General features: G+C 72.7%; 13 protein-coding genes. 2 read left to right on the forward strand and 11 right to left on the reverse strand.

Annotation, left to right across the window (positions count from 1 at the left end; all coding sequences use genetic code 11):
- Nucleotides 1-44: 44 nt before the first annotated feature.
- The gene (locus tag VGD70_RS33490) at nt 45-1706 is read right to left on the reverse strand and encodes a (2,3-dihydroxybenzoyl)adenylate synthase (protein ID WP_331088553.1); all 1662 of its coding nucleotides are present in this window, start codon (nt 1704-1706) and stop codon (nt 45-47) included.
- A gap of 11 nt (nt 1707-1717) precedes the next feature.
- Nucleotides 1718-7003 carry a type I polyketide synthase gene (locus tag VGD70_RS33495; protein ID WP_331088555.1) on the reverse strand — a complete coding sequence of 1762 codons (5286 nt, stop codon included), beginning with the start codon at nt 7001-7003 and terminating at the stop codon, nt 1718-1720.
- A gap of 168 nt (nt 7004-7171) precedes the next feature.
- On the opposite strand from VGD70_RS33495, the gene VGD70_RS33500 reads away from it, so the two are divergent.
- A complete protein-coding gene (locus tag VGD70_RS33500; RefSeq protein WP_331088557.1) occupies nt 7172-7597 on the forward strand; it encodes a nuclear transport factor 2 family protein in 426 nt (141 codons plus the stop codon).
- A gap of 11 nt (nt 7598-7608) precedes the next feature.
- Here VGD70_RS33500 and VGD70_RS33505 read toward each other — a convergent pair whose 3' ends face one another.
- From VGD70_RS33505 to VGD70_RS33525, 5 genes are all read right to left on the reverse strand, one after another.
- Nucleotides 7609-8244: an NAD(P)-dependent oxidoreductase gene (locus VGD70_RS33505; protein WP_331088559.1), complete on the reverse strand. Its 636-nt coding sequence runs from the start codon at nt 8242-8244 to the stop codon at nt 7609-7611.
- A gap of 85 nt (nt 8245-8329) precedes the next feature.
- The gene (locus VGD70_RS33510) at nt 8330-9763 is read right to left on the reverse strand and encodes a tryptophan 7-halogenase (protein ID WP_331088561.1); all 1434 of its coding nucleotides are present in this window, start codon (nt 9761-9763) and stop codon (nt 8330-8332) included.
- 4 nt (nt 9764-9767) lie between these two features.
- Entirely contained in the window at nt 9768-10163 is a 396-nt protein-coding gene (locus tag VGD70_RS33515; RefSeq protein WP_331088563.1) for a nuclear transport factor 2 family protein, read from the reverse strand.
- A gap of 22 nt (nt 10164-10185) precedes the next feature.
- Nucleotides 10186-11214, reverse strand: a complete 1029-nt coding sequence (locus VGD70_RS33520) for an alpha-ketoacid dehydrogenase subunit beta (RefSeq protein ID WP_331088565.1) — start codon at nt 11212-11214, stop codon at nt 10186-10188.
- A gap of 34 nt (nt 11215-11248) precedes the next feature.
- Nucleotides 11249-12232 carry a thiamine pyrophosphate-dependent dehydrogenase E1 component subunit alpha gene (locus VGD70_RS33525; protein ID WP_331088567.1) on the reverse strand — a complete coding sequence of 328 codons (984 nt, stop codon included), beginning with the start codon at nt 12230-12232 and terminating at the stop codon, nt 11249-11251.
- A gap of 190 nt (nt 12233-12422) precedes the next feature.
- Here VGD70_RS33525 and VGD70_RS33530 point away from each other — a divergent pair, with 190 nt between their 5' ends.
- Nucleotides 12423-13583, forward strand: a complete 1161-nt coding sequence (locus VGD70_RS33530; RefSeq protein ID WP_331088569.1) for a PLP-dependent aspartate aminotransferase family protein — start codon at nt 12423-12425, stop codon at nt 13581-13583.
- Here VGD70_RS33530 and VGD70_RS33535 read toward each other — a convergent pair.
- From VGD70_RS33535 to VGD70_RS33550, 4 genes are all read right to left on the reverse strand, one after another.
- A complete protein-coding gene (locus tag VGD70_RS33535) occupies nt 13516-14292 on the reverse strand; it encodes a glycosyltransferase (protein WP_331088571.1) in 777 nt (258 codons plus the stop codon). The genes VGD70_RS33530 and VGD70_RS33535 overlap by 68 nt on opposite strands.
- Nucleotides 14289-15518, reverse strand: coding sequence for a glycosyltransferase 87 family protein (locus tag VGD70_RS33540; protein ID WP_331088573.1), 1230 nt, complete (start codon nt 15516-15518; stop codon nt 14289-14291). The genes VGD70_RS33535 and VGD70_RS33540 overlap by 4 nt, the downstream gene beginning before the upstream one ends.
- A 128-nt stretch (nt 15519-15646) precedes the next feature.
- Nucleotides 15647-20605 (reverse strand): DNA repair ATPase, encoded by a 4959-nt coding sequence (locus VGD70_RS33545; protein WP_331088575.1) that lies wholly within the window; start codon nt 20603-20605, stop codon nt 15647-15649.
- The gene (locus tag VGD70_RS33550; RefSeq protein ID WP_331088576.1) at nt 20602-22566 is read right to left on the reverse strand and encodes a flotillin family protein; all 1965 of its coding nucleotides are present in this window, start codon (nt 22564-22566) and stop codon (nt 20602-20604) included. The genes VGD70_RS33545 and VGD70_RS33550 overlap by 4 nt, the downstream gene beginning before the upstream one ends.
- Nucleotides 22567-22568: the final 2 nt, after the last annotated feature.

Raw genomic sequence — 22568 nt, forward strand, 5'->3', positions numbered from 1 at the left:
AAGTAGATAGGTACCCTATCCATGCTGAGGTGGCTCTCAGCGAGTCACGCCGCCTGGGTCGGCGCCGCGTCCCGGTTCATGATCGCCGCGCGCAGGGCCTTCTTGTCCACCTTGCCCACCGCGGTGAGCGGGAAGTCCGCCACGATCTCCAGCCGCTCGGGATGCTTGAACTTGGCCACCCCCTGCGCCGCGAACGGCTCGCGCACCTGGTCCAGGGTCAGCGCCTGTCCACTGTGGAGGACCACGCAGACGCAGACCAGCTCGCCGTACTGCGGGTCGGGCAGGGCGATCGCGGTCGAGCGGCGGACCGCGGGCAGCGTGTCGACCACCGCCTCGACCTCCGGCGCGGAGATCTTCTCCCCACCCCGGTTGATCAGGTCCTTCACCCGTCCCTCCACCACCAGGTTGCCGCTGTCGTCCCACCGCACGAGGTCACCGCTGCGGTACCAGCCGTCCGGGGTGAACGCGCGCGCGTTGTGCTCCGGCGCCCGGAAGTAGCCGCGCGGCGTGTACGGGCCGCGGGTCAGCAGCTCACCGGTCCCGCCGTCGGGCACCGGGTTGCCGGCCTCGTCGACCAGCAGGATCTCGTCGGCGTCGCTGATCGGCCGGCCCTGGGTCCGGTTGATCGCCGACGCCGGGTCGTCCGGCCGGGTGTAGTTCAGCAGGCCCTCGGCCATCCCGTAGACCTGCTGCAGTGTCGCGCCCAGCGCCGGGCCGATCCGCGCGGCGAACGCGGGGTCCAGCACCGAGCCGCCGACCTGCACCAGCCGCAGGCTCGACAGGTCGTACTCGCCGCCCGTGGCCGCCTCGACCCAGCGCTGCGCGATGGCCGGCACCAGCGAGGTGACCGTGGCCCGCTCCCGCTCGATCAGCGGGAACGCGACCTCCGGCTTGGGCGAGCGCAGCATCACGACCCGGCCGCCGTGGATGAGCGTGGCGAGGATGCCCGGCGAGCCGAGCGGGAAGTTGTGCCCCATCGGCAGCGTCACGAGGTACACCGTGTCCGGGCCGAACCCGCACACCGCACCGCTTTGCCGCGCGTTGTACTCGTAGTCGTCGTGCGTCCTGGCGATGATCTTCGGCGTGCCGGTGGTGCCGCCGGAGAGCAGGAACAACGCCACCTCGCCGGGGTCCGGCGCGCTCGCGTCGAGCCGGGACCGCAGCCGGGCCGGCTCCTGCCAGCGCTCCAGCAGCGACCGCAGGTCCACAGTAGACGCGTCGACCCGGTCGCCGAGCACGATGACCTCGCACGGGCTCGTGAGCGACGCGGCGAGGTCGACCGCCATCCGCTGGTGGTCGAACTTCTGCCACCGGTCGGGCACCACGATCGCCTTGACCTCGGCCAGCTCGGCCAGGTAGCGCAGCTCGTGCTCGCGGTGCGCCAGCAGCGCGAGCACCGGGGCCACCCCGATCCGCTGGCAGGCCAGGAAGAGCGCGACGAACTCCCAGCTGTTCGGCAGCTGCACGAGGATGTTGTCACCGTCGTGCAGGCCCAGGTCGAGCAGGTGGTCGGCCAGCGCGTCGGCGTACTCGGCGAGCCGGCGGTAGGTGAGCACCGTGTCGCCGTCGACGATCGCCACCCGGTCGCCGTCCCGGTCGGCCCAGGTCCACATCCAGTGGCCGAGCGGCTGACCCCGCCAGTAGCCCTGCTCCACGTACCGGTCGGCCACGTCGGCCGGCCACGGCGTCACACCGTCGCGCTTCATGTTTCCTCCCGTCACGCCGCGACCGCGGGCGGCAGTGGCGTCTCCGGCTCGTCCTCCCCGGTGCCGGCCCCGCGGTCGGGCGCGAGCAGCTCGGCGAGGAAGTCGCTGATGGCCTGGACCGTGGGCCGGTTCCACAGCAGCGTGGCCGGCAGGCTCACCCGGAACCGCCGCTCCAGGCGGTTGCGGATGATCTGGGTCATCACCGAGTCGAGGCCCATCTCGATGAGCGGCCGGCGGACGTCCAGCTCGTCGACCGCGAGCTTGATCTCGCTCGCCACCTCGCTGGACACCTCGGCCACGAGGTAGTCCCGCAGCTCGCCGTCCCGCAGCTCCGCCCACGGCGCCGCGCTGCTGGCGGCGGGTCCCGACGGCTCCTCGCTGGTCAGCTCGCCGAGCAGGGCGGGCCGCTTCATGCCGGGCAGCAGCGGGATGGTCCGCAGCACCGCGACGTGCGCGACGTCGTGGCGCGCGGCGTACTCCCAGGACCGGAACGCCTCCGCCGCGGTGATGTCCGCCGTGCCGCGGGAGGAGAGCTCCGCGTCGATCGCCGCCGACGAGGTCGACATGCCGAGCGCGCGCCAGGACGTCCAGCCGAAGCTGATCGTGTCGGTGCGCCCACCCGAGCGCCGGTGCGTGGCGAGCGCGTCGAGCACCGCGTTGCCGGCGGCGTAGCTGGTCTGGCCGGGCAGGCCGAGCAGCAGGCCGGCGGAGGAGAACAGCGCGAGGAAGTCCAGGCTCCCCGGCGGGAACAGCTCGTGCAGCACGAGCGCGCCCGCGACCTTGGGCCGCATGACCGTCTCGAGCGACGCCGCGTCGACGTCGGTGGCCATCCTGTTGTCCAGCACGCCGGCCGCGTGCACCACGCCCCGGATGGGCGGCAGGCCCAGCTCGTTCGCGGACAGCACGTGGGCGGCCTGCGCCCGGTCGGCGATGTCCAGCGCGACCGTGCGGACCGTGACGCCCGCGCCCTCGAGGGCCTTGACCGCCTCGATCTGCGCGGCCAGCGCCGGGTCGGTGACCGTGTCCCAGGTCGGCCGCGGCGGCAGGCCCCGGCGCCCGGCGAGCACGAGCCGGCGGGCACCCCGGCCGGCCAGCCAGTGCGCCACCTCCAGGCCGAGCACGCCCAGGCCACCGGTGATCAGGTAGGTGCCGTCCGGCCGGCAGGACAGCGACGGCCGGTGCGGCGTGCCGTCCACCGGGACGAGCCGGGCGACCTCGATGTCGGCCTGGCGCAAGGTGATCACGTCGTCCTTGGGCCGCGCGGCGAGCACCCGGCGCAGCATGCCCACCGAGCCGAGCGGGTCGGCCGCGTCGAGGTCGACGATGCCGCCCCACAGCTCGGGGTACTCGCCGGCGAGGACCCGGCCGACACCCCACAGCGCGCCGTCACCCACCCCGCCGAGCTCCCGGGCCTCGCGCACGCCGCGGGTCAGGCACCACACCGCCGGCTGGATGTCCCATGTGGACAGCAGCTGCACGGTCCGGGTGAGCAGCCAGGTCGCGTCGAGCGACTGCGGCCAGGCGTCCTCGGTCTGCTCGGGGGCGACGAGGACCGCGGTGGACGCGGTGAGCCGGTCGCCGTCGAGCTCCGCCGGGTCGGCCACCGCGTGCCACGGCACACCGGCCTCGGCGAAGGACTCGCCCAGCTCGGCGGCGAGCTTGCGGTCGCCGACGAACACGACCTGGTCCAGCTCGCGGGTCCGCTTCGGCAGCTCCAGCTCCCGCCAGGTGACCTCGTGCACCAGCCGCCGCGGGCTCGCCGGGGCGCCGATGTCGCCGTCCAGCACGCCGTAGCGCAGCCCGCCCAGCGTGGCGACGACCGTGCCGTCCGGCGAGGCGATCCGCACGTCGACCGTGTCGCTCGAGCCGCGCTGCACCCGGACGCTGAGCACCGCCTCGGCCGGCGGCCGGCCGCCGATGCTGACCTGCCGGATGTGCGCGGGCATCCGCAGCGTGGCCGGCCCGGCGAACACGACCGACGCGGCCGACAGCGCGGCGTCCAGGATCGACGCCCAGGTCTCCGGCAGGTTCCCGGCCGGGTCGGCGACCACGCGGACGAACAGCTCGTCCGCGCCGCGCCGGATCCGGTTGATGCGCCAGGGGAAGCCCATCGCCGCGACGCCGATCGAGGCGAGCCGGTCGACCACGAACTCGGGGTCGAGCCGCTCGGTGCACCGGCTGCGCAGCTCCTCCAGGTTCAGCGTGACGTCGCCGCCGAGGTCGGCCACCGCCGGGACGACCGCGGTCGTGTGGGTGAGCCAGCCGGCGTCCTGCTCGGCCCCGGAGACGTCGTCGGGCAGCCGCGAGCTGAGCCGCAGGGTGCCGTCCATGTGGACGATCTGCAGCTCGCGGGCGGCGGCCACGGACACCGGCACGCGCAGCGAGACGTCGGTCAGCACGTGCCCGCCGGACGCCGCGAAGAACGTGTTGAGCAGCACCGCGGCCGGGATGATCTCGGTGCCCTGCACCGGGTGGTCGCCCGGGTAGGGCCGGCTCGAGTGGTCGAGCCTGGTCTGCCACAGCCGCACCGACGACGTGCCGTTGACGGTCAGCGGCGAGCCGAGCAGCGTGTGGCTCTCCTCGTCGTGCAGTCGCGTGTGGACACTCGACGGCGCGGGCACCTCGACCCGGTAGTCTCGGTGCTGCCACGCGGTCACCGGCAGCGGCACGAGCCGCCCGCCGGGGAAGGCCGCCGACCAGTCGACGGGCACGCCGGTGCAGTGCAGCGTGCCGAGGTTGTCCAGCAGCGTGGTCTGCTCGGGCCGGTTGCGCCGCAGCGTGTGCGCGACGACCGCGTCGTCGATGCCCTCCGCGGCGAGCACCTCGTTGATCGAGTACGCCACCACCGGGTGCGGGGAGACCTCGACGAACGCGCGGTACCCGTCGGCGAGCGCGGCGCTCACCGCGCCGGCGAAGCGGACCGGGTTGCGCAGGTTGCCCGCCCAGTAGGCGCCGTCGCGGGGGGCGTCGCCGCGCGGGTCCGCCAGCGACGTCGAGTACACCGGCAGCGAGGGTGCCCCCGCGGTCAGGTCGTGCGCGGCCGCGGCCAGCTCGCCCACCAGCGGGTCCATGTGGTGGCTGTGGAACGCGACGTCGGAGTTGACCCGCTGGACCACCAGCTCCGGGTCGGCGTCCCACTGCTTGACCACCACGTCGAGCACGGCCGCGTCGCCGGCGACCACCGTCGAGGCCGGCGCCGCGGAGATCGCCGCGCACACGCCCTCGTGCCCGGCCAGGCGCCGCTGCGCCTCCTCGAACGGCAGGTTGACCATCGCCATGGCGCCGTCGCCGGCGACCCGGCGCAGCAGCGTCGAGCGGCGGCAGATCAGCCTGGCGCCGTCGGCGATGTCGAGGATGCCGGCCACCACCGCGGCCGCGATCTCGCCGACCGAGTGGCCGATCACCGCGGCCGGCCGGATGCCCCGCTCGTACCAGACCTCGGCGAGCGCGACCTGCATCGCGAAGATCATCATCTGGATGCGGTCGGTGTCCCGCAGGTCGCCGTCGAGCAGCGCCTTGCGCGGCGAGACCCCGGCCTCCTCGAGGAAGATCGGCTCCAGCTCGTCGAGCACCCGGCCGAACGCGGGCTCGGTGGCGAGCAGTTCGCGGCCCATGCCGATCCACTGCGAGCCGTGCCCGGAGAACACCCAGACCGCGCCCTTCGCGGCGCCCTCGAGCGGCTGGCCCGCGGTGATCCCGTCCCCGGGCTCGTCGACCTCGACCTGGCGCAGCCGCGCGATCAGCTCGGCCTGCCCGGTGGCGACGATGCCGGTGCGGTGGGTGAGGTGGCTGCGCCGGCGGGTCAGCGTGTAGGCGACGTCGGCGAGCTCCGCGTCCGCGGCCCGCAGCCCGTCGCCGGAGAGCCAGTCGGCCAGCCGGGCGGCGTACTCGCGGACGGCGTCGGGCGAGTTGCCCGACAGCGGGTAGACGCGCTGCGCGGTGCCCTTGTCCAGCGCGGTGATCGGCTGCTCGGGCCGGGGCGCCTGCTCCAGCACGAGGTGCGCGATCGTGCCGCCGTAGCCGTACCCGGACACACCCGCGCGGCGCGGGCCGGCGGTGCTGGGCCACGGGGTGAGGTCGGTGACCACGCGCAGCCCCGAGTCGTGCCACGGGATGTCGGGGTTGGGCGTGTCGAAGTTGAGGCTCGGCGGGATGGCCGCGTGCTCGATCGCGAGCACGGCCTTGATCACCCCGGCGATGCCGGACGCGGCCTCGAGGTGGCCGATGTTGGACTTGACCGAGCCGATGAGGCACGGCCGGTCGGCGGGCCGGCCGGCGCCGTAGACCGCGGCGATCGCGGCGGCCTCGATCGGGTCGCCGGCCCGGGTGCCGGTGCCGTGCGCCTCGACGTAGTCCACCGACTCGGGCGCGACCCCGGCCTGCTCGCAGGCCAGCCGCAGCATCTGGGTCTGCGCCTCGCCGCTGGGCGCCATGATCCCGTTGGTCCTGCCGTCCTGGTTGACCGCGCTGCCGCGGACCACCGCGAGCACCCGGTCGCCGTCGCGGCGCGCGTCGGACAGCCGCTTGAGCACGACGATCCCGCAGCCCTCGCCGCGGCCGTAGCCGTTGGCGGACGCGTCGAAGGACTTGGACCGGCCGTCGGGGGCGAGCGCGCCCGCGGTGTCCATCACCATCGTGAGGCCGGGCGCGACCATCAGCATCACGCCGCCGGCGATCGCGACCGGGGTCTCGCCCAGGCGCAGGCTCTGGCACGCGAGGTGCAGCGCCACCAGCGAGGACGAGCACGCCGTGTCGACGACCATGCTGGGGCCGTGCAGGTCGAGCACGTAGGAGACCCGGTTGGCCACCGCGCACATCGAGGAGCCGATGCCGGTCCACGCCTCGATCCGGGGCAGGTCCTCCAGCAGCTTGCGGCCGTGGTCGTCGGTGTTGACGCCGATGAACACGCCCGCGTTGGAGCCGGCGAGGTCACCCGGCACGATCCCCGCGTGCTCCAGCGCCTCCCAGCTCACCTCCAGCGCCATCCGCTGCTGCGGGTCCATCAGCGTCGCCTCGCGGGGCGACACGCCGAAGAACGCCGCGTCGAAGGCGTCCACATTGGACACGAAGCCGCCGAGCTTGGTGAGCTTGCGCACCGCCGCGGCGTTCTCCGGCCCGGCCTCGTAGTGCGCCCACCGCTGCGCCGGGACCTCGCCGATCGCGTCGAAGGAGTCCATCAGGGAGTTCCAGAACGCTTCGGGTGAGTTGACGTCGCCGGGTAACCGGCAGCCCATCCCCACGATCGCGATGGGCTCCGGTGCGTCTGGCTGCCGATCGACTCCGCTCGAGGTTGCCATCGTCTTACTCGTCCTCCTCAACGCGGGACCTGGAACCACGGTCAGTCTGCGGTGGCCGGTGTCCCGGGAGCATCGGTCGGCGATCCCCTGCGGGCTGGGATCAAAGCCCGCTCGCGATCGGATCGAGCACGCTGCCGCCGGCCCGTTTCCCCTGGTTGAATGGCCGGTATGAGCGAGCAGGATGTCCTGGCGGTACTCGACGAGTTCGCCGCCGCGGAACTGAAGGCCGACACCGGCGCCCTCGAGGGGCTGCTCGCCGCCGACTTCCTCGGCGTGGGCCCGCTCGGGTTCGTGCTCACCAAGGACCAGTGGCTCGACCGCTACCTCAGCGGCGCGCTCGTGCCGGCCGCGTTCGAGCTGCGGGACGTCGGCGTGCGGGAGTACGGCGACACCGCGGTCGCGCTGGCCGTCCAGAAGCAGGAGGGCAGCTACCACGGCCACCCGGCGAACGGCGAGTTCCGCGCGGTGCTGGTGCTGACCAGGCAGGAGGGCGGCTGGGTGATCGTGAGCTGCCAGCTGTCCGGCCCGCTCGGCCGCCCGCCCGGCCGCCCACCCGGTGGTGCGCCCGCGCAGAAGGCGCCCCAGGCTCAGTAGGCTCAGTAGGCTCAGTAGGCGATCTCGACCGTCCGCCGGAACGTCGTGGTGTCGGCGGCGTGGGTCAGCAGGTAGTGCGCCACGTCCGCGCGGGAGATCGACCAGCCGCCACGGAGCTTCTCACCCAGCGCGGTCCGGTACACGCCGGTGACCGCGCCCTTGGTGAGCCGGGCCGCGCGGACCAGCGTCCAGTCCACCTCGGAGGACCGCACCCGCTCCTCCATCAGCGTCATGTCCGCGTAGGGCTTGGCCAGGATGCGGTGCAGCAGGAACCGCGCGACGACCCACTCGGCCACCTGCCGCGGCGCCGGGAGCTCCAGCGACGCCGTCGACACGATCATGAGCCGCCGGGCGCCCTCGGCGCGCATCGCGTCGACGATGTTGGCGGTGCCCTGCGAGTAGACGGTCGTGGCGTGCCGGTGCATGCCGATGCCCAGCGCCGAGACCACGACCTCCGCGCCCGCCACCGCCCGGCCGACCGCGGCGGGGTCCAGCACGTCGCCGGCCACCACGTCGATCCGCTCCCCGAGCCCGCCGAGCGCCTCGGGCCGGCGGGCCAGCGCGGTCACCTTGTCACCGACCCCGAGCGCCTGCTCGATCACGCTGCGCCCGGTACCCCCGGTCGCGCCGAACACGGCCAGCCGCATGGCTTTCTCCTCTGCGAGTCGACCGCCCGTGACGCCACCCGCGGGGATCGTGGGTGGCGTCACGGGCGATGGGGATGAGGCGGGCTCAGGCCGCCTGCTGGCCCTCGGTCGCCGCCCGCACAGCGGCGACGAGGTCCGCGCGGCTCGCGCCCGGCAGCTGCGGCGGCGGACCGCCGGACAGCGCCTTGCCGACCCGCTCCTTGATCTCGTCGTTGGCGTACAGCTCCGCGGGCGACACCAGCGACATCATCACCTGCGCGACCCGGCGCCAGATCTCGACGTCCTTCGTGGACGCCGCGACCACCGTGCCGAAGGTGACCACGCCGGGCGGCGGCTGCTGCGGCCGCTCACCCTTGACGGTCGCCTCCCACAGCCCGGCCCGGCCGCGGTCGTTCGCGATCGACTCGCCGAGCCACGGGGCGAGCAGCGCCTTGCTCGCGCCGGCGAACCTCGCCGCCTGAGCCCGGTCCACGCTCGGGTGCGCGGCGAGCAGATCCACCAGCTCGAAGACGTGCGCCAGCGCCAGCGAGACACCCCGCCCGTAGGCCGGGTTGGTCGTGCACACCGAGTCGCCCAGGCCGTAGAAGCCGACCGGCAGGTCGCCGGCGGGGTCGGCGAGGCGGGAGCTGTTGTCCAGCCCGCCCATGGCGTACACCGGGGAGATCGGCTCGGAGTTGCCGGGCGCGACCCATCCGGCGAGCAGGGGGGTGGCCCTGATCGCCGCGGTGAACGCTTCTTCGGTGCGCAGTGCCTTCATCTCCTTGTCGTCCGGCAGGACGCCGAGGGAGATGGAGAACGTGTCGCCGTCGCCGAGGAACAGCACGGCGGTGTAGCTGTCCCACAGCCCGCCGGCGCCGAACCCGCGGTTGAGCGGGCCGGGCGGCGCGGGGGTGAGCCGGCGGTAGTAGCGGGTGTAGTAGGTGATCCGGCAGCTCTCACTGGTCTGCTCGGGCACCGGCAGCCCCGCGGAACCGAGCCACTGGGCGGCGGCGGTCTTGCGGCCGCTGGCGTCGAGCACCAGGTCGGCGGCGAGCTCGGTGCCGTCGTCGAGGCGCACGCCGGTGACCTGGCCGTTCTCGGCCAGCAGCCCGCGGACCGTCGCGCCGGTGCGGACCGACACGCCCGGCCGCGACAGCGCCCGCTCGCGCAGCACCCACTCGAACACCGAGCGGCGGCTGGTGAGCATGTTCAGCTCGGCGTCGGAGGCCGTGCGCTCGAAGTCGCCCAGCATCGGCGGCGGGTAGTCGGCCAGGTTGACCTTGCCCGCGCCCGCGGCGACGAGCGCCTCGTGGACGTCGGGCAGCCGGTCCCGCAGCAGGTTCGTGCCGCGCGAGCCGAACGCGTGCGAGTGGGCGGCCTGCGGCACCGTCGGCCGCGCCCAGCCGCCCGCCGCCTCGTCCAGTGTGGACGGTGGGGCGGCGGCCTCGCGCTCGACCAGCTCGACCTCGTGGCCGGCGTCGGCCAGCGCGGCCGCGGCGGCCAGGCCGGTGACGCTGGCTCCAACAGCGATGATCTTCATTGGCTCACGCGTTCCAGAACTCGTCGACGGCGTAGACGTCGTTGGGGTAGGTCCAGAACTCCTTGATCTTGCCGTCCACGATGCGCGCCACGTTGATGAACGGCATCTCCAGCACGATGCCCTTGCGCTCGTAGCGGGTGTGCAGGATGGCGAACGCGTGGTTGTCGCTCGCGCCGATCTCGGCGACCTCCATGTGGAGGTTGCCGTTGGTCAGCTCCCACATCTTGTTCGCGAACGCGGTGGAGTCCTTGATACCCACGTGCTCACCCGACAGCGGGTTGCGGCCCGGGTAGTGGTGCACCGAGTCCTCGTGCCAGTAGGTGCCCGCGGTCTCGACGTCGCCGCTGCCGAAGGACGCGTACACCTTCTCCATCAGCTGGATGTTCGGGTGGTCGGACATGGTTCGTCTCCTTACTGAAGGGTCAGGACGCTTTCGACAGGGAAGCCGGCAGGGTGGACCGCGCCGCGTCGACGATCTTGGCGGCGTTGGGCGGGAAGGCGTCCTCCAGCACCGGGCTGAACGGCACCGGCGCGTGCGGCCCGGTGACCGTGCGGACGGCCGCGGACAGCGCCGAGAACCGGTTCTCCGCGACGTTGCCGGCGATGTCGGTGGCGACCGAGCAGCGCGGGCTCGACTCGTCCACCACGACCAGCCGGCTGGTCTTCTCGACACTCGCGTACACGGTGTCGAAGTCGAACGGCGAGAGCGTGCGCGGGTCGATGACCTCGGCCTCGACGCCCTCGGCGGCCAGCTGCTCGGCGGCCCCCAGCGCCTCGTTGACCATCCGGCCGATCGCGACGATCGTGACGTCGCCGCCCTCGCGGACGACCTTCGCCTCGCCCAGCGGGATCGTGTACCGCTCCTCGGGCACGACCCCGCGGCTGCCGAAGTAGAGCATCTTGTGCTCGAAGAAGACCACCGGGTCGTCGTCCTGGATGGACGCCGCGAGCAGGCCCTTGGCGTCGACCGGGTTGGACGGCGCGACGACCTTGAGCCCGGGGATGTGCGCGAACAGCGAGTACAGCGACTGGGAGTGCTGCGCGCCGCGGCGCATCCCGGTGCCCCACATGGCCCGCAGCACCAGCGGCACCCTGGCCTTGCCGCCGACCATGTAGCGCAGCTTGGCGGCCTGGTTGAGGATCTGGTCGAAGCAGACGCCGGCGAAGTCGATGAACAGCAGGTCGGCCACCGGGCGCAGGCCCGTGGCGGCGGCGCCGACCGCGGCGCCGACGAAGGCGGCCTCGGTGATCGGCGCGTCGAACACCTTGTCCGGGAACTGGTTGTGCAGCCCGCGGGTGGGGCCCCAGGCGTGGCCGAGCGTGCCGTCGCAGCCGGTCCCGCCGATGTTGTCCTCGCCGAACACGACCACCGACGGGTCCGCGGCCATCTCCTGCGCGAGCGCCTCGTTCAGTGCCTCCAGGTAGGACAGCACTCGTTGCGGCTGGGTCATTTTCCGTCTCTCCGAGTCTCTGTAACGGGCGCGGTCAGTAGGTCACGTACACGTCGGTGAGCAGCTCGGACAGCTCCGGCGAGGGAGCGGCCTTGGCGTCGGCGACGGCCACCTCGACCGCCGCGTCGACCGTCACGTCGACCGCCGCGAGGTCGTCGGCGGACACCGTGCCGGCGACCGCGGTGGCGAACGAGGCCAGGCAGTCGGCGTCGGCGCGGAGCTTGTCGACCTCGCCCGCACCCCGGTAGCCCTGGGTGTCGAAGCCCTCCATGTGGCCGAAGAACCGGCCGGCCTTGCACTCGATGAGCGAGGGGCCGCCGCCGGTGCGCGCCCGCTCGACCGCGGCCTCGGTCGCCGCGCGGACCGCGAAGTAGTCCGTACCGTCCACAATGGTCGCGGGCATGCCGTAGGCCTCGGCCCGGCGTGCCACGTCCAGCCCCTGCAGGTGGTAGCGGGTGCCGGTGGCCTGCGCGTAGCCGTTGTCCTCCACCACGAACACGACCGGCAGCTGCCAGACCGTGGCGAGGTTGAGGCTCTCGGCGAACGAGCCCTGGTTGGCCGCGCCGTCGCCGACGAACGCCACCGAGACGTGGGCCTTGTTCAGCACCTTGGCCGACAGCGCCGAGCCGCAGGCCAGCGGCGCGCCGCCGGCGGCCACGCCGTTCGCGCCGAGCATGCCGCGCTCGAAGTCGGCGATGTGCATCGAGCCGCCCTTGCCGTTGCAGGAGCCACCCTCCTTGCCGTAGAGCTCGCGCATCATCTCGTTGATGTCGCAGCCCTTGGCGATGGCGTGGCCGTGCCCGCGGTGGGTGCTCGCGATGTAGTCGCCCTCGGCCAGCGCCCCGCACACGCCCGCCGCGACCGCCTCCTGGCCGGCGTAGAGGTGCACCGCGCCAGGCAGCTCGCCGGTGGTGAACTCCGAGTGGACCCGCTCCTCGAAGGCGCGAATGGTCCGCATGACCCGGTACGCCTCGATCAGTTCCTCGCGGCCGAGCGCGCCGGCGGATTCTGTCGCCATGGGACGGTTTCCTTTCCCAGTTCCCCGCGTGTTGTCTGCTTCGCCTTCGCCGAGGCTAGGTCGATTCGCCGGGATTCCGGGGAAAGGTCGAGCGGCCCTCGACCGCGTGTGCCGGGGCACTGTCAGGTGCTCGTCAGCGAGGTGTCGCCGTACTGTGGGAACGAGTCACGACCGACGTAGGAGGCCCCACGTGCACAGCAGCGACTCGCGGATCGAGACCCTCGCCGTCCACGGCGGCGAGCGGGTGCCCGGGCCGGACGGTTCCATGGTGTTCCCCATCTACCAGAGCACGGTCTACACGTCCGAGCCCGGGGAGAGCTACCACGACATCAAGTACCTCCGGCTGAACTCGACCCCGTCGCAGGCCTACCTGCACGACAAGCTCGCCGCGCTCGAGGGCGCCGAGGCCGCGCTCGCCACCGCGTCCGGCATGGCCGCGATCACGACGATCCTGCACACGCTGCTGCGGGCCGGCGACCACCTGCTGGTCGGCGACGTCCTCTACGGCGGCACGCACAACTTCCTCACCGGGCACGCCGAGGGCCTCGGCCTGAGCTACACGATGGTCGACCCGCACCGGCCGGACACCTGGGCCGCGGCCAGGCGGCCGAACACGAAGGCGTTCCTGGTCGAGACCATCACCAACCCGCTGATGCGCGTCGGCGCGCTGCGTGAGGTCGTGGCCTTCGCCCGCGCGGAGGGCCTGGTCAGCGTCGTGGACAACACGTTCGCGAGCCCGGTCAACTTCCGGCCCCTCGCGGCCGGCTTCGACCTGGTGTTCCACAGCGCCACCAAGTACCTCAACGGCCACTCCGACCTGGTCGCCGGCAGCGTCGCGGGCTCGGCGGCACTGGTCGACCAGGTACGCAAGAAGCTCAACATCTACGGCGGCAGCCTCGACCCGCACGCCGGGTTCCTGCTGGCCAGGGGCATGAAGACGCTCGCGATCCGGGTGCGCGCGCAGAACGCCAACGCCGAGGCGCTGGCCGAGTTCCTCGCCGGGCACGAGAAGGTCGCGCAGGTCAACTACCCGGGCCTGGCCGACCACCCGGACCACGCGCACGCCGCCGAGCTGCTCTCAGGCTTCGGCGGCATGCTGAGCTTCCGCCTGGCCGGCGGCGTCGGGGCGGCCGACGCGCTGCTGGAGGCGCTGCGGCTGCCCGCGGTGGCGCCGAGCCTGGGCGGCATCGAGTCGCTGGTCACCCGGCCGTCGCTCACCTCGCACGCCGGGATGAGCCCGGAGGACCGCGCGAAGGCCGGCGTCGCCGACGACCTGATCCGCTTCAGCTGCGGCATCGAGCACCCCGACGATCTGCTGGAGGACGTCGCCCAGGCGCTGGACAAGGTCTGACGAGCTTCAGCTCCACCGCGTTGCGCAGCACCTGCCAGCTGGCCCCGCCCAGCCGGATCTTGGTCTCGCCCCGCTGCCGGCGGCCGAAGGCGATGTCGTGTTCGGCGAGCACGAACCCGGCCGCGCGGGCGCGCAGCAGCAGCTCCAGGTCCAGTGCCCAGCCGGTCGGGTGCAGCGGCACGTGGTCGAGCACGGTCCGGTGGATCACCTTCAGCCCGGACTGGACGTCCAGGTTGAGCCCGTGCAGGCCCTGGATCACCAGGTAGGAGACCCGGGACAGGGCCCGGCGGACCCGGCGGGTGTCGTGCCGCACCCGGTTGGCGACCACCAGGTCCGCCGCGCCCGACCGGACGGTCTCGGCCATCACCGGGATCGCCTCCGGCGGGTACTGCAGGTCCGCGTCGATCATGCAGACGATCCGGCCGCCGCTGCGCGCGAACCCGTCGACCAGCGCGTAGCCCTTGCCCGCCGGGCCGGCCCGGCGGTGCACCACCACCGGGTGGCCGAGGGCCGCGGCCACCTCGGCGGTGCCGTCGGTCGACCCGTCGTCCACGATGACCAGCTCGTAGTCCCACCCGCACAGCGCCGCCCGGATCCGTTCCGCGAGCAGCGGCAGGTTCTCCGCCTCGTTGCGGGCCGGGACCACGATCGACAGCGCCGGCCCGGTCGGCCCAGTCAGTCCGGACGGTTCGGTCGGCCCGCCGGTCACGTCGCGGCCGCGACGGGCTCCGGCGACACGGCCGTCCGCCGCGGCCGCAGCACCTCGACCGCCCCGGCGACCAGCACCAGCACGCCCACCAGCACCAGCGCGTCGGCCTCGAGCGCGGCCCAGAACCCGGACGCGGCCTGCGCGCCGCCCGCCCCGAAGTTCGGGTAGGTGACCAGCAGCGGCACGACGGCCGTGACCACGGCCGCCGTTCCCCATACGGCCGAGCGGGTCCGCACGGCCGCCGCCGCGAGCACGATGACCACCGGGACCAGCCAGACCCAGTGGTAGACCCAGGACACCGGCGACACGAGCAGCGAGACGACCCCGACCAGCACGGCGCCCTCGCGCTCGAGCCCCCGCCGGTGCAGTCCGACGCAGATCGCGAGCCCCGCGACCAGCACGGCCACCGCGATGGCCAACCACAGGCCCAGCACGTCCGGGTCGTGCAGCAGCCGGGCGAGCGCGCCCCGCAGGTTCTGGTTGATGGGGATGCTCGGGTCGGGGTAGATCCGGTCGGTGTCCCACGCGTGGTCGGTCCAGTACGCCCAGGCCGGCCTCGGCATCACCACGAACCCGAGCGCGACGGTCCCCGCGAACCCCGCGATCGCCGTCCACGCCTCCTTGAACCGCCTCGTCAGCAGGAAGTACACGATGAACAGGCCCGGCGTGAGCTTGATCCCGGCCGCGATGCCCACCAGCAGGCCCCGGCCGCGCGCGCCGTCGCGCCGGCACAGGTCGGCGACGATCAGCAGCGCCAGGAACACGTTGATCTGGCCGGACCACAGCTCCTGGTAGACCGGCGCGAGGAAGATCGACACAGCCGCCACGAGCGGGCAGAGCGCCAGCCGGACCCACGTCGTCCGCAGGCCGACCCACCCGCTGACGAGCCAGACGATGCCCTGCAGCGCGAGGAAGATCCCGCTGAACCAGACGATCCGCAGCGCCTCCATGGTCAGCAGCGAGAACGGGGCGAGCAGCAGCCCGCCGAAGGGCGGGTAGACCAGGCTCATCGGAGCTTGCGGCAGGAGGAACTGGTAGGGGTTGTCGCCATGCCGGACGGCGTCCCCGCTGACCCGGAAGACCTGCAGGTCGAGCGTGGTGAACGGCCCCTCGTCGACATGCGGCCGGACGAGGAGCGCGAGCACGACCGATACGCCGACCGCCCCCACGACCACCAGCGCGTACCGCCACCAGGCACGCGCCGAACCACCGGACTGAGCAGCCATCTCCGGCCTCCGCTGATCAACTCGAAACATTTTCGGTTTTCCCGAGTGTGAGTTGACAGCGGCCCACGGTCATGAGTCAGGAGTCCCACCCGGCTGGGAATCCCCCGAAACGGTCATGCGGGCACGGTTCAGTCGCCGCGGATGGCCGCCTCCACCTGGCCGACGCGGTCGGCGAGCAGGCCCACGGCGCCGATCGCGCGGGAGACCGGGTCGTCGCCCGCACCGCCGAGGGCCTTGTCGCGCAGGTAGGCGGCCTTGACCTCGGCCCACCGGGTCGCCTGCGCCGGGGTGAGCGTGCCGCGCAGCTCGGCCAGTTTCAGCAGGTTCGCCTCGGCCCCCGCGGTGAGGGTCTGCGCCTCGCCCAGGTAGTGGTCGTCGATGACCGTCTCGAGCTCGGCGCCGTTCATCACCGGCACGATCCGCTCGGTGAGCTTGTTCATGTTCCGGTACGAGCCCTGCAGCTGGAACGGCGGCTCGGTGCGCGAGCTGTCGGCCTGCGCGGCCGACGCGATGTAGGCCTGGTTGTTGGCCAGCACCACCTGCTGCACGCGCACCACCTTGCGCAGCACCGACAGCACCTGGTCCAGCTCCACCGCCGAGTACGCGTGCGAGAGCTGGTCGGCGCGCACCGACTCGTCCCCCCGCGCGAGCCGCACCAGCAGCTCGATGTCCCCACGCTCCCGAGTGGACAGTGGGCCGAGCACCGGGTTCGACGTCAGCGCGTTCTCCACGTAGCTCAACGCGAACAGCTCGTCCCGGCCGGACAGGACGTCGCCCAGGTTCCACACGTCCGCGCGGTTGGCGAGCATGTCCGGGATGCGGAACCGCTTGCCCTGCTCGGTGTAGGGGTTGCCGGCCATGCACACCGCGAACCGCTTGCCGCGCAGGTCGTAGGTGCGCGTGCGGCCGTCCCACACGCCCTCCATCCGGCGCTGCGCGTCGCACAGCGAGATGAACTTCTGCAGTAGCTCCGGCGAGGTGTGCTGGATGTCGTCAAGGTAGAGCAGCGCGTTGTTCCCCAGCTCCAGCGCGAAGGAGATCTTCTCGACCTCCTGGCGCGCGGTGGCGTCGGGCGCGTCGGCCGGGTCGAGCGAGGTCACCTCGTGGCCCAGCGCCGGCCCGTTGACCTTCACGAACACCAGCCCGAGCCGGTTCGCCACGTACTCCATGAGCGTGGTCTTGCCGTAGCCGGGCGGGGAGATGAGCAGCAGCAGGCCCATCTGGTCGGTGCGCTTGGCGTCGCCGACCGCGCCGAGCTGCTTGGCCAGGTTGTCGCCGATCAGCGGCAGGTACACCTCGTCGAGCAGCCGGTTGCGCACGAACGCGCTCATCACCTTCGGCGTGAACTCCTCGAGCCGCAGCCGCGCCCGCTCCCGGGTGACCAGCTCGTTGCGGAGGCGCTGGTAGGCCCGGTAGGCGGGCACGGTCTCGAGGCGGAACTCCCGGGTGCGGGCGAGCACCTCGTCGAGCCGCAGCGCCAGCGTCCGGTCCACCACCCGCGGGTGCGCGCCGAGCAGACCGTCCACAGTGGCCGACAGCGCGGCCGACGAGTCGTGCCGCGGCAGCTCGCACAGCACGAGCGCCACGGCTTCGGGGAGATCGTCGGCCGCCAGACCCTCCACGGTGGGAACGAACGCGGACAGCCACGCCTGCACCAACTGGTGCCGGGCGGCGAGGTCGTCGCCGAGCGCGCGCAGGTCGTCCTCGAGCGCGCGGGCACCCGGCGCGCGGCCGAACCTGTCGACCGTCGTGCGCGCGCCGGCGCTGGTGACGAACCCGAGCGGGGTCGACGCCAGCTCCTCGACCAGGTACTCGGCGGCCAGCGCGGACGGCTCGGCGAGCCCCGCGCCGCGGTGGAACGCGCCCATCGCCGTGGCCAGCTCCGCGCACAGCTCGGCGATCGCCGGCACCGGGCCGAACGCCGAGCGGGCCCTGGCGAGCGACCCGGCGCGGGTCGACCAGAGCGTGCGGGTGGGCTCGTCGGTGCCGAAGCACCAGAACAGCTGGGCCGCGGCCCGCGCGGCCGGCGGGTAGCGCAGCAGCCCGGCGCCGGCGTGCAGGCGCAGCAGGACGGTCAGGATCGCGGCCGCGTCGTGGTCGTGCACGCCCCGCTCGTAGCCCTCGTCGTAGCGCGACTCGGCGACCCGGCGCACGAGGTCGAGCAGGTCCGGGGCCTCGCGCAGCCGGTCGAGCGGGGTGTCGGCGAGGATCGAGGTCGCGAGGTACTCGGCCCGGTAGACCCGCGCCGACTCCGACACCAGCAGCTGGTCCCAGAACGGCTTGGTGGCCTCGAAGGCTGCGTCGCGCACGGGCGTGCGGAAGTCGGTGCCGGTGACCGCGAGCGACATGCCGCCGTCCTTGGGCACCAGCGTCAGGTCGATCGCCTGGGTGTTGACCGCGAACCGGTGCCGGCCCAGCCGGACGGTCTCGCCGCCGTCCCCGTAGAGGTCGGCGCGGTCGCGCAGCGAGCGGCCGGCCTCCTGCCGCGCGGCCTTGATCCGCCCGGCCAGCTCCTCGGCCCGCACCGAGTCGTCGAGCGCGCGCAGCTCGTCGGCGACGCTGCGGACCTTGGCCACCATGGGGTCGGAGGCGAAGTAGGTGTTGATCTCGTCCAGCGAGGCCAGCGTGGCGACCCGGCGGTTGATGCTGGTGAGGATCCGCTCGGCGGAGTCGACGAGCCGGTCCGCGCGCCGCGCCTGCTCGTCGACGAGTGCCTGCTTGCGGGAGGAGAACGCCTCGTAGACGTCGGTGCGCTTGTCCGACAGCTCGGCGAGGAAGTCGTCGAACTCGCCGAACCGGGACTCGAGGTTCTCCAGCGCCAGCAGCAGCCGGCCGAGCTGCTCGTCGCAGCGCTGCGGCGTGTCGGCGACCGCGAGCGCGCCGGTGATCGCCTGCCCGAGCAACGCGAACTCGGCGGCGAACGCGGCCCGCCCCTCGGTGGACAGCAGCGCCTTGCGCCGGCCGTCCAGCGTGGCCCGGGCCCGGTTGACGCCGCCGAGCACCTCGCCGATCCGCTCGAGGATCTGGGTGCGCACGGTGGCGTCGGCGATGTCCAGCGAGCCGACGACCTCGGTGACGATCTCCAGCCCGCCGGCCTGCTCGGCGAGCCGCTCGCCCACCGGGACCGCCTCGGCGACGGTCTTGATCGCCTCCGCGTCGGCGACCAGCGCGTCGACCTTCTCGTGGTAGCCGGCGAAGCTGTCCGGCCCGCGCAGGAACTCCACCGCCCGGGTGGCGGCGGCGTCCAGCTCGGCCGTCAGCGTCGCGGCCAGCTCGTCGATCCTCGCGGTGTCCACGTACCGCAGCTCGCGCAGCGTCACGAGCCGGCCCTGCGCGCGGCGCAGCTCGGCGAGCTGGGCCACCCACTGGTCGGCCGACTTCGGCGCCTCGCCGCGGACCCGGCGCACCAGCGACGCGATCCCCTCGCCCGCCTCGGTGAGCTGCCCGGCCGCGGTGCCGGTGAGCGACTGGACGTTCTCGAACTCGGCCAGCACCTGCTCGGCGGTGGCCCGCACGTCGGCGACCGGCGTGCGCAGGTCGCCCAGCTCCGGCTCGCCGAGCCAGTGGTAGTTGTCGAACGCCCTGGCACACGCGGCGATCAGGCCCTCGAACATCGCCGTGGACGGGGCCATCTCGCCGATCATCCGGGTGACCGACAGGCAGTCGGAGATGCCGCGCACGAGGTCCGCGTTGCCGACCCGCTCCAGCGGCCCGGTGCCCACCGGCTGCGCCGCGGCGAAGCTGTCCGACACGTACGGCGTCTGCCACACCTGCACCGGGTGCACCCGGGTCGGCTCCTCGGACGTCGCCCGGAACGCGACGAGCGTGCCGTCCTCGAACAGCGAGTACCCGTGGCACGGCAGCGGGGTGGCGACCTCCTTGCGGATCACGTTGTAGGGCAGCAGCAACGTGCGACCCTCGCGGCGGGCGTGGAAGGCGTACACCACGTCCTCGCCGTTGGGTGAGCGGATGACCCGTTCGAACTCCAGGTCGTCGGTGTCGGTGTCGAACGTGCGCGACGCGCCGGTGGCGAGGTAGTAGCCGCCGGGGAAGATCAGGCCCTGGTCCTCGGGCAGCCGCTGGCACGCCTGGCCGATGCCGTCGAGGCGCACCACCGACCTGGTGCGGGTGTTGAAGACGAGGTGGCGCCAGGCCGTCTCCTTGTACGGCAGGATCTTCAGCAGGATGAGCGGGCCGACCCTGGCGTAGCGGACGTCGGCGTCGGCGAGGCTCTGCAGCGGCTCGTCGACCGGCTCGCGGTAGATGCCCTCGCCGACCTCGGTGTTGTTCTCGATCTTCACGGTCAGGTCCCCGTTGACCGTCTCGATGAACAGCTCGTCCTGGATCGAGATGTGCGGGTGGCGGCCCAGCACGTGGTTCTCGCGGGTGGTCTCGACCCACTCGAAGTCGTGCGGCGCGGGGAAGACGTGGTCGCGCTCGCCGGCGTTGTCGAGGTAGGAGATCGTGGCGCCATCGCGGCCTCCGGCGCCGGCGGGCCCGGAACCGACCGCCCACCGCAGCACCTTGATGTCCTCGGTGCGCGGCCCGGTCTGGAAGACGGCGAGCAGCTTGCCCTCGACCGGGCGCAGCTGCATCAGCCGGGTCTCCCGGTAGTACCGGTACAGCTCGGTGAAGTCGCGCCGGAACCGCTCGTCGCGCAGCAGCTCCGGGCACTCGTCCGGGCCGGCGTCCTCGAACCGGAAGGCGTCCCCGTCGCGGGCGAACCGGTGCAGCGAGAACACGTCGTCGACGGTCGTCTCCGGCTTGAGGCCGAGGAACACGTTGTAGCCGAACAGCATCAGCCCGCTCGCGCCGTCGCCGTCACCGTCCGGGATGGACACGACGTCACGCGGCACGCAGTTGTGCTCGGTGCGGATCCGCTCGGCACCGACGAGCCGCAGCTCGGTGCTGCCGAACACCTCGAGCCGCTGGGTGTTGAGCGCCTCGGCCCGCCTCGTGAGCTCGGCGGCCTGGTCCTGGAGCCGGGTGCGCAGCACCTCGTAGGTGCGCGCGTCCAGGCCGTCCTGTTCGTCCACTGTGGACTCCCCGGCCGCCGTGGCCGGGGAGTCCGTCACCACGTCTGTCACGGCTTCGGCGTGATCGCGGCCGGCGCGCCGTTGATCAGCTCCTTGAGCTGCCCGACATCGGCGCCGCCCTGCATCAGCTTCATCAGCAGCGCGGACACCGAGATGTTCTTGACGTCGTCGGTGTCCAGCGAGCCGATCATCTGCTTGAGGTCCTCGGTGAAGTTGGCCGAGCCGTTGAGCCACGGGCCGGCGAGCGTCCTCGCCACGTCGGAGTTCTCGACGAACCCGTCCACGCCCTTGCCGAGCGCGATCGAGCCCATGAGCCTGTCGAAGAACACGGTGTCGCCGCCGACGATGTCGATGTCGGCCTTCTCCAGCCCGGCCGCGAGCACCGACGCCTGCGCCGCGGCGACCTCGCGGTGGGCCTGGATGCCGGCGAGCCGGACGTCCTTCTCGGTCTCCAGGCGCAGCCGGAACTCCTCGTGCCCGCGGGACGCGTCGTCCAGCGCGGCCATCGCGGCGGCCTTCTCGGTGAGGCCTTCGGCCTCGCCCTTGAGCCTCTCGCGCAACGCGTCGGCGCCGGCGAGGGCCTTCTCCCGCACGACGACGGCCTCGGCGCGGCCGACCTTCTCGATGGCCTCGGCGTCGCGCTCGCGGACCTGCACGTCGGCCAGCCCCTCGGCGGCGGCCTGCGCCTGCGTGCCCTCGGCGAGCCGGATCCTGGCGCGGGTGTCGAGCTCGGCGGCCTGCTGGCGGGCCTCGGCGAGCAGCAGCTCCTCGCGGGCCTTGAACTTGGCGGCGGCCTCCGCGGCCTCGGCCGCCTTGATGTCCTTGACCAGGTTCTCCTGCGCCTGCGCCTCGGCCTTGATCACGATCGCCTGGCGGGACCGCTCGGCCTCCTCGACCGCGCGCAGCCGCTTGATGTTCTCCTCCTGCTCGGCCACGGTCTTGTCGACCGCGATCCGCTCCCGGACCACCTCGGCGACCGAGCGCTTCTCGACCTCGACCTCCTTGTCCTTGGAGGCGTTGGCCAGCGCGATCTCCCGCTCGCGGGCCACGACCTCCAGCTGGCGGTCCTTCTCGATGCGCTCGGTCTCGATCGCGATGACCCGCTCGCGGTTCTTCTCCGCGACCGCGACCTCGCGGGCCCGGTTCTGGTCCTGGATGCCGAGCGACTCGTCGGTGCGCAGGTTCGCCGTCTGGGCCTTGAGCCGCTCCTCGGCCTGGACCTTCGCGGTCTCGGCCTCCTCGCGGGCCTTCATCGTGTCGATCTCGCGGCGCTGCCGGTTCTCCGCGTCGGCCTGGCGGCGCTCCAGCTCGAGGATCGCCTCGCGGGCGTCCACGTTCTGCTTGGTGATCTCCTTCTCCTCGGTGCGCTGGAACTCGTTCGTCCGCACGTGCTCGATCGCCGTCAGCTCGGTGATCTTGCGGATGCCCTGCGCGTCGAGGATGTTGTTCGAGTCCAGCTGGGACATCGGGGTCTGCTCGAGGAAGTCGATGGCCGCGTCCTCGAGGCTGTAGCCGTTGAGGTCGGTGCCGATCACCGCCAGGATCCGGTCCCGGAACTCGTTGCGCTTGGTGTAGAGGTCGACGAAGTCGAGGTGCTTGCCGACGGTCTTGAGCGCCTCGGAGAACTTGGCGTTGAACAGCTCCTGCAGCGTCACCTCGTCGGAGGCCCGCGCGGTGCCGATGGCCTGCGCGACCTTCACGACGTCCTCGACGGTCTTGTTGACCCGCACGAAGAACGTGATCCGGATGTCCGCGCGGATGTTGTCCCGGCAGATCAGCCCTTCCTGGCCGGTGCGCTCGATCTCGATCGTCTTCACCGAGATGTCCATCGTCTCCGCCTTGTGCAGCACGGGAAGCACGACCGCGCCGGTGAACGTGACGTGCACGTTGCGCACCTTGGAGACGATCAGCGCCTTGCCCTGCTCGACCTTGTGGAACAGGCGGCTGATGGCGATCAGCAGGATGAGCAGAACGGCGAGCACCACGCCGATCGCGATGAGGACGGGCTCCATCG

The organism is Actinophytocola sp. (assembly GCF_036402745.1).
GTDB lineage: Bacteria > Actinomycetota > Actinomycetes > Mycobacteriales > Pseudonocardiaceae > Actinophytocola.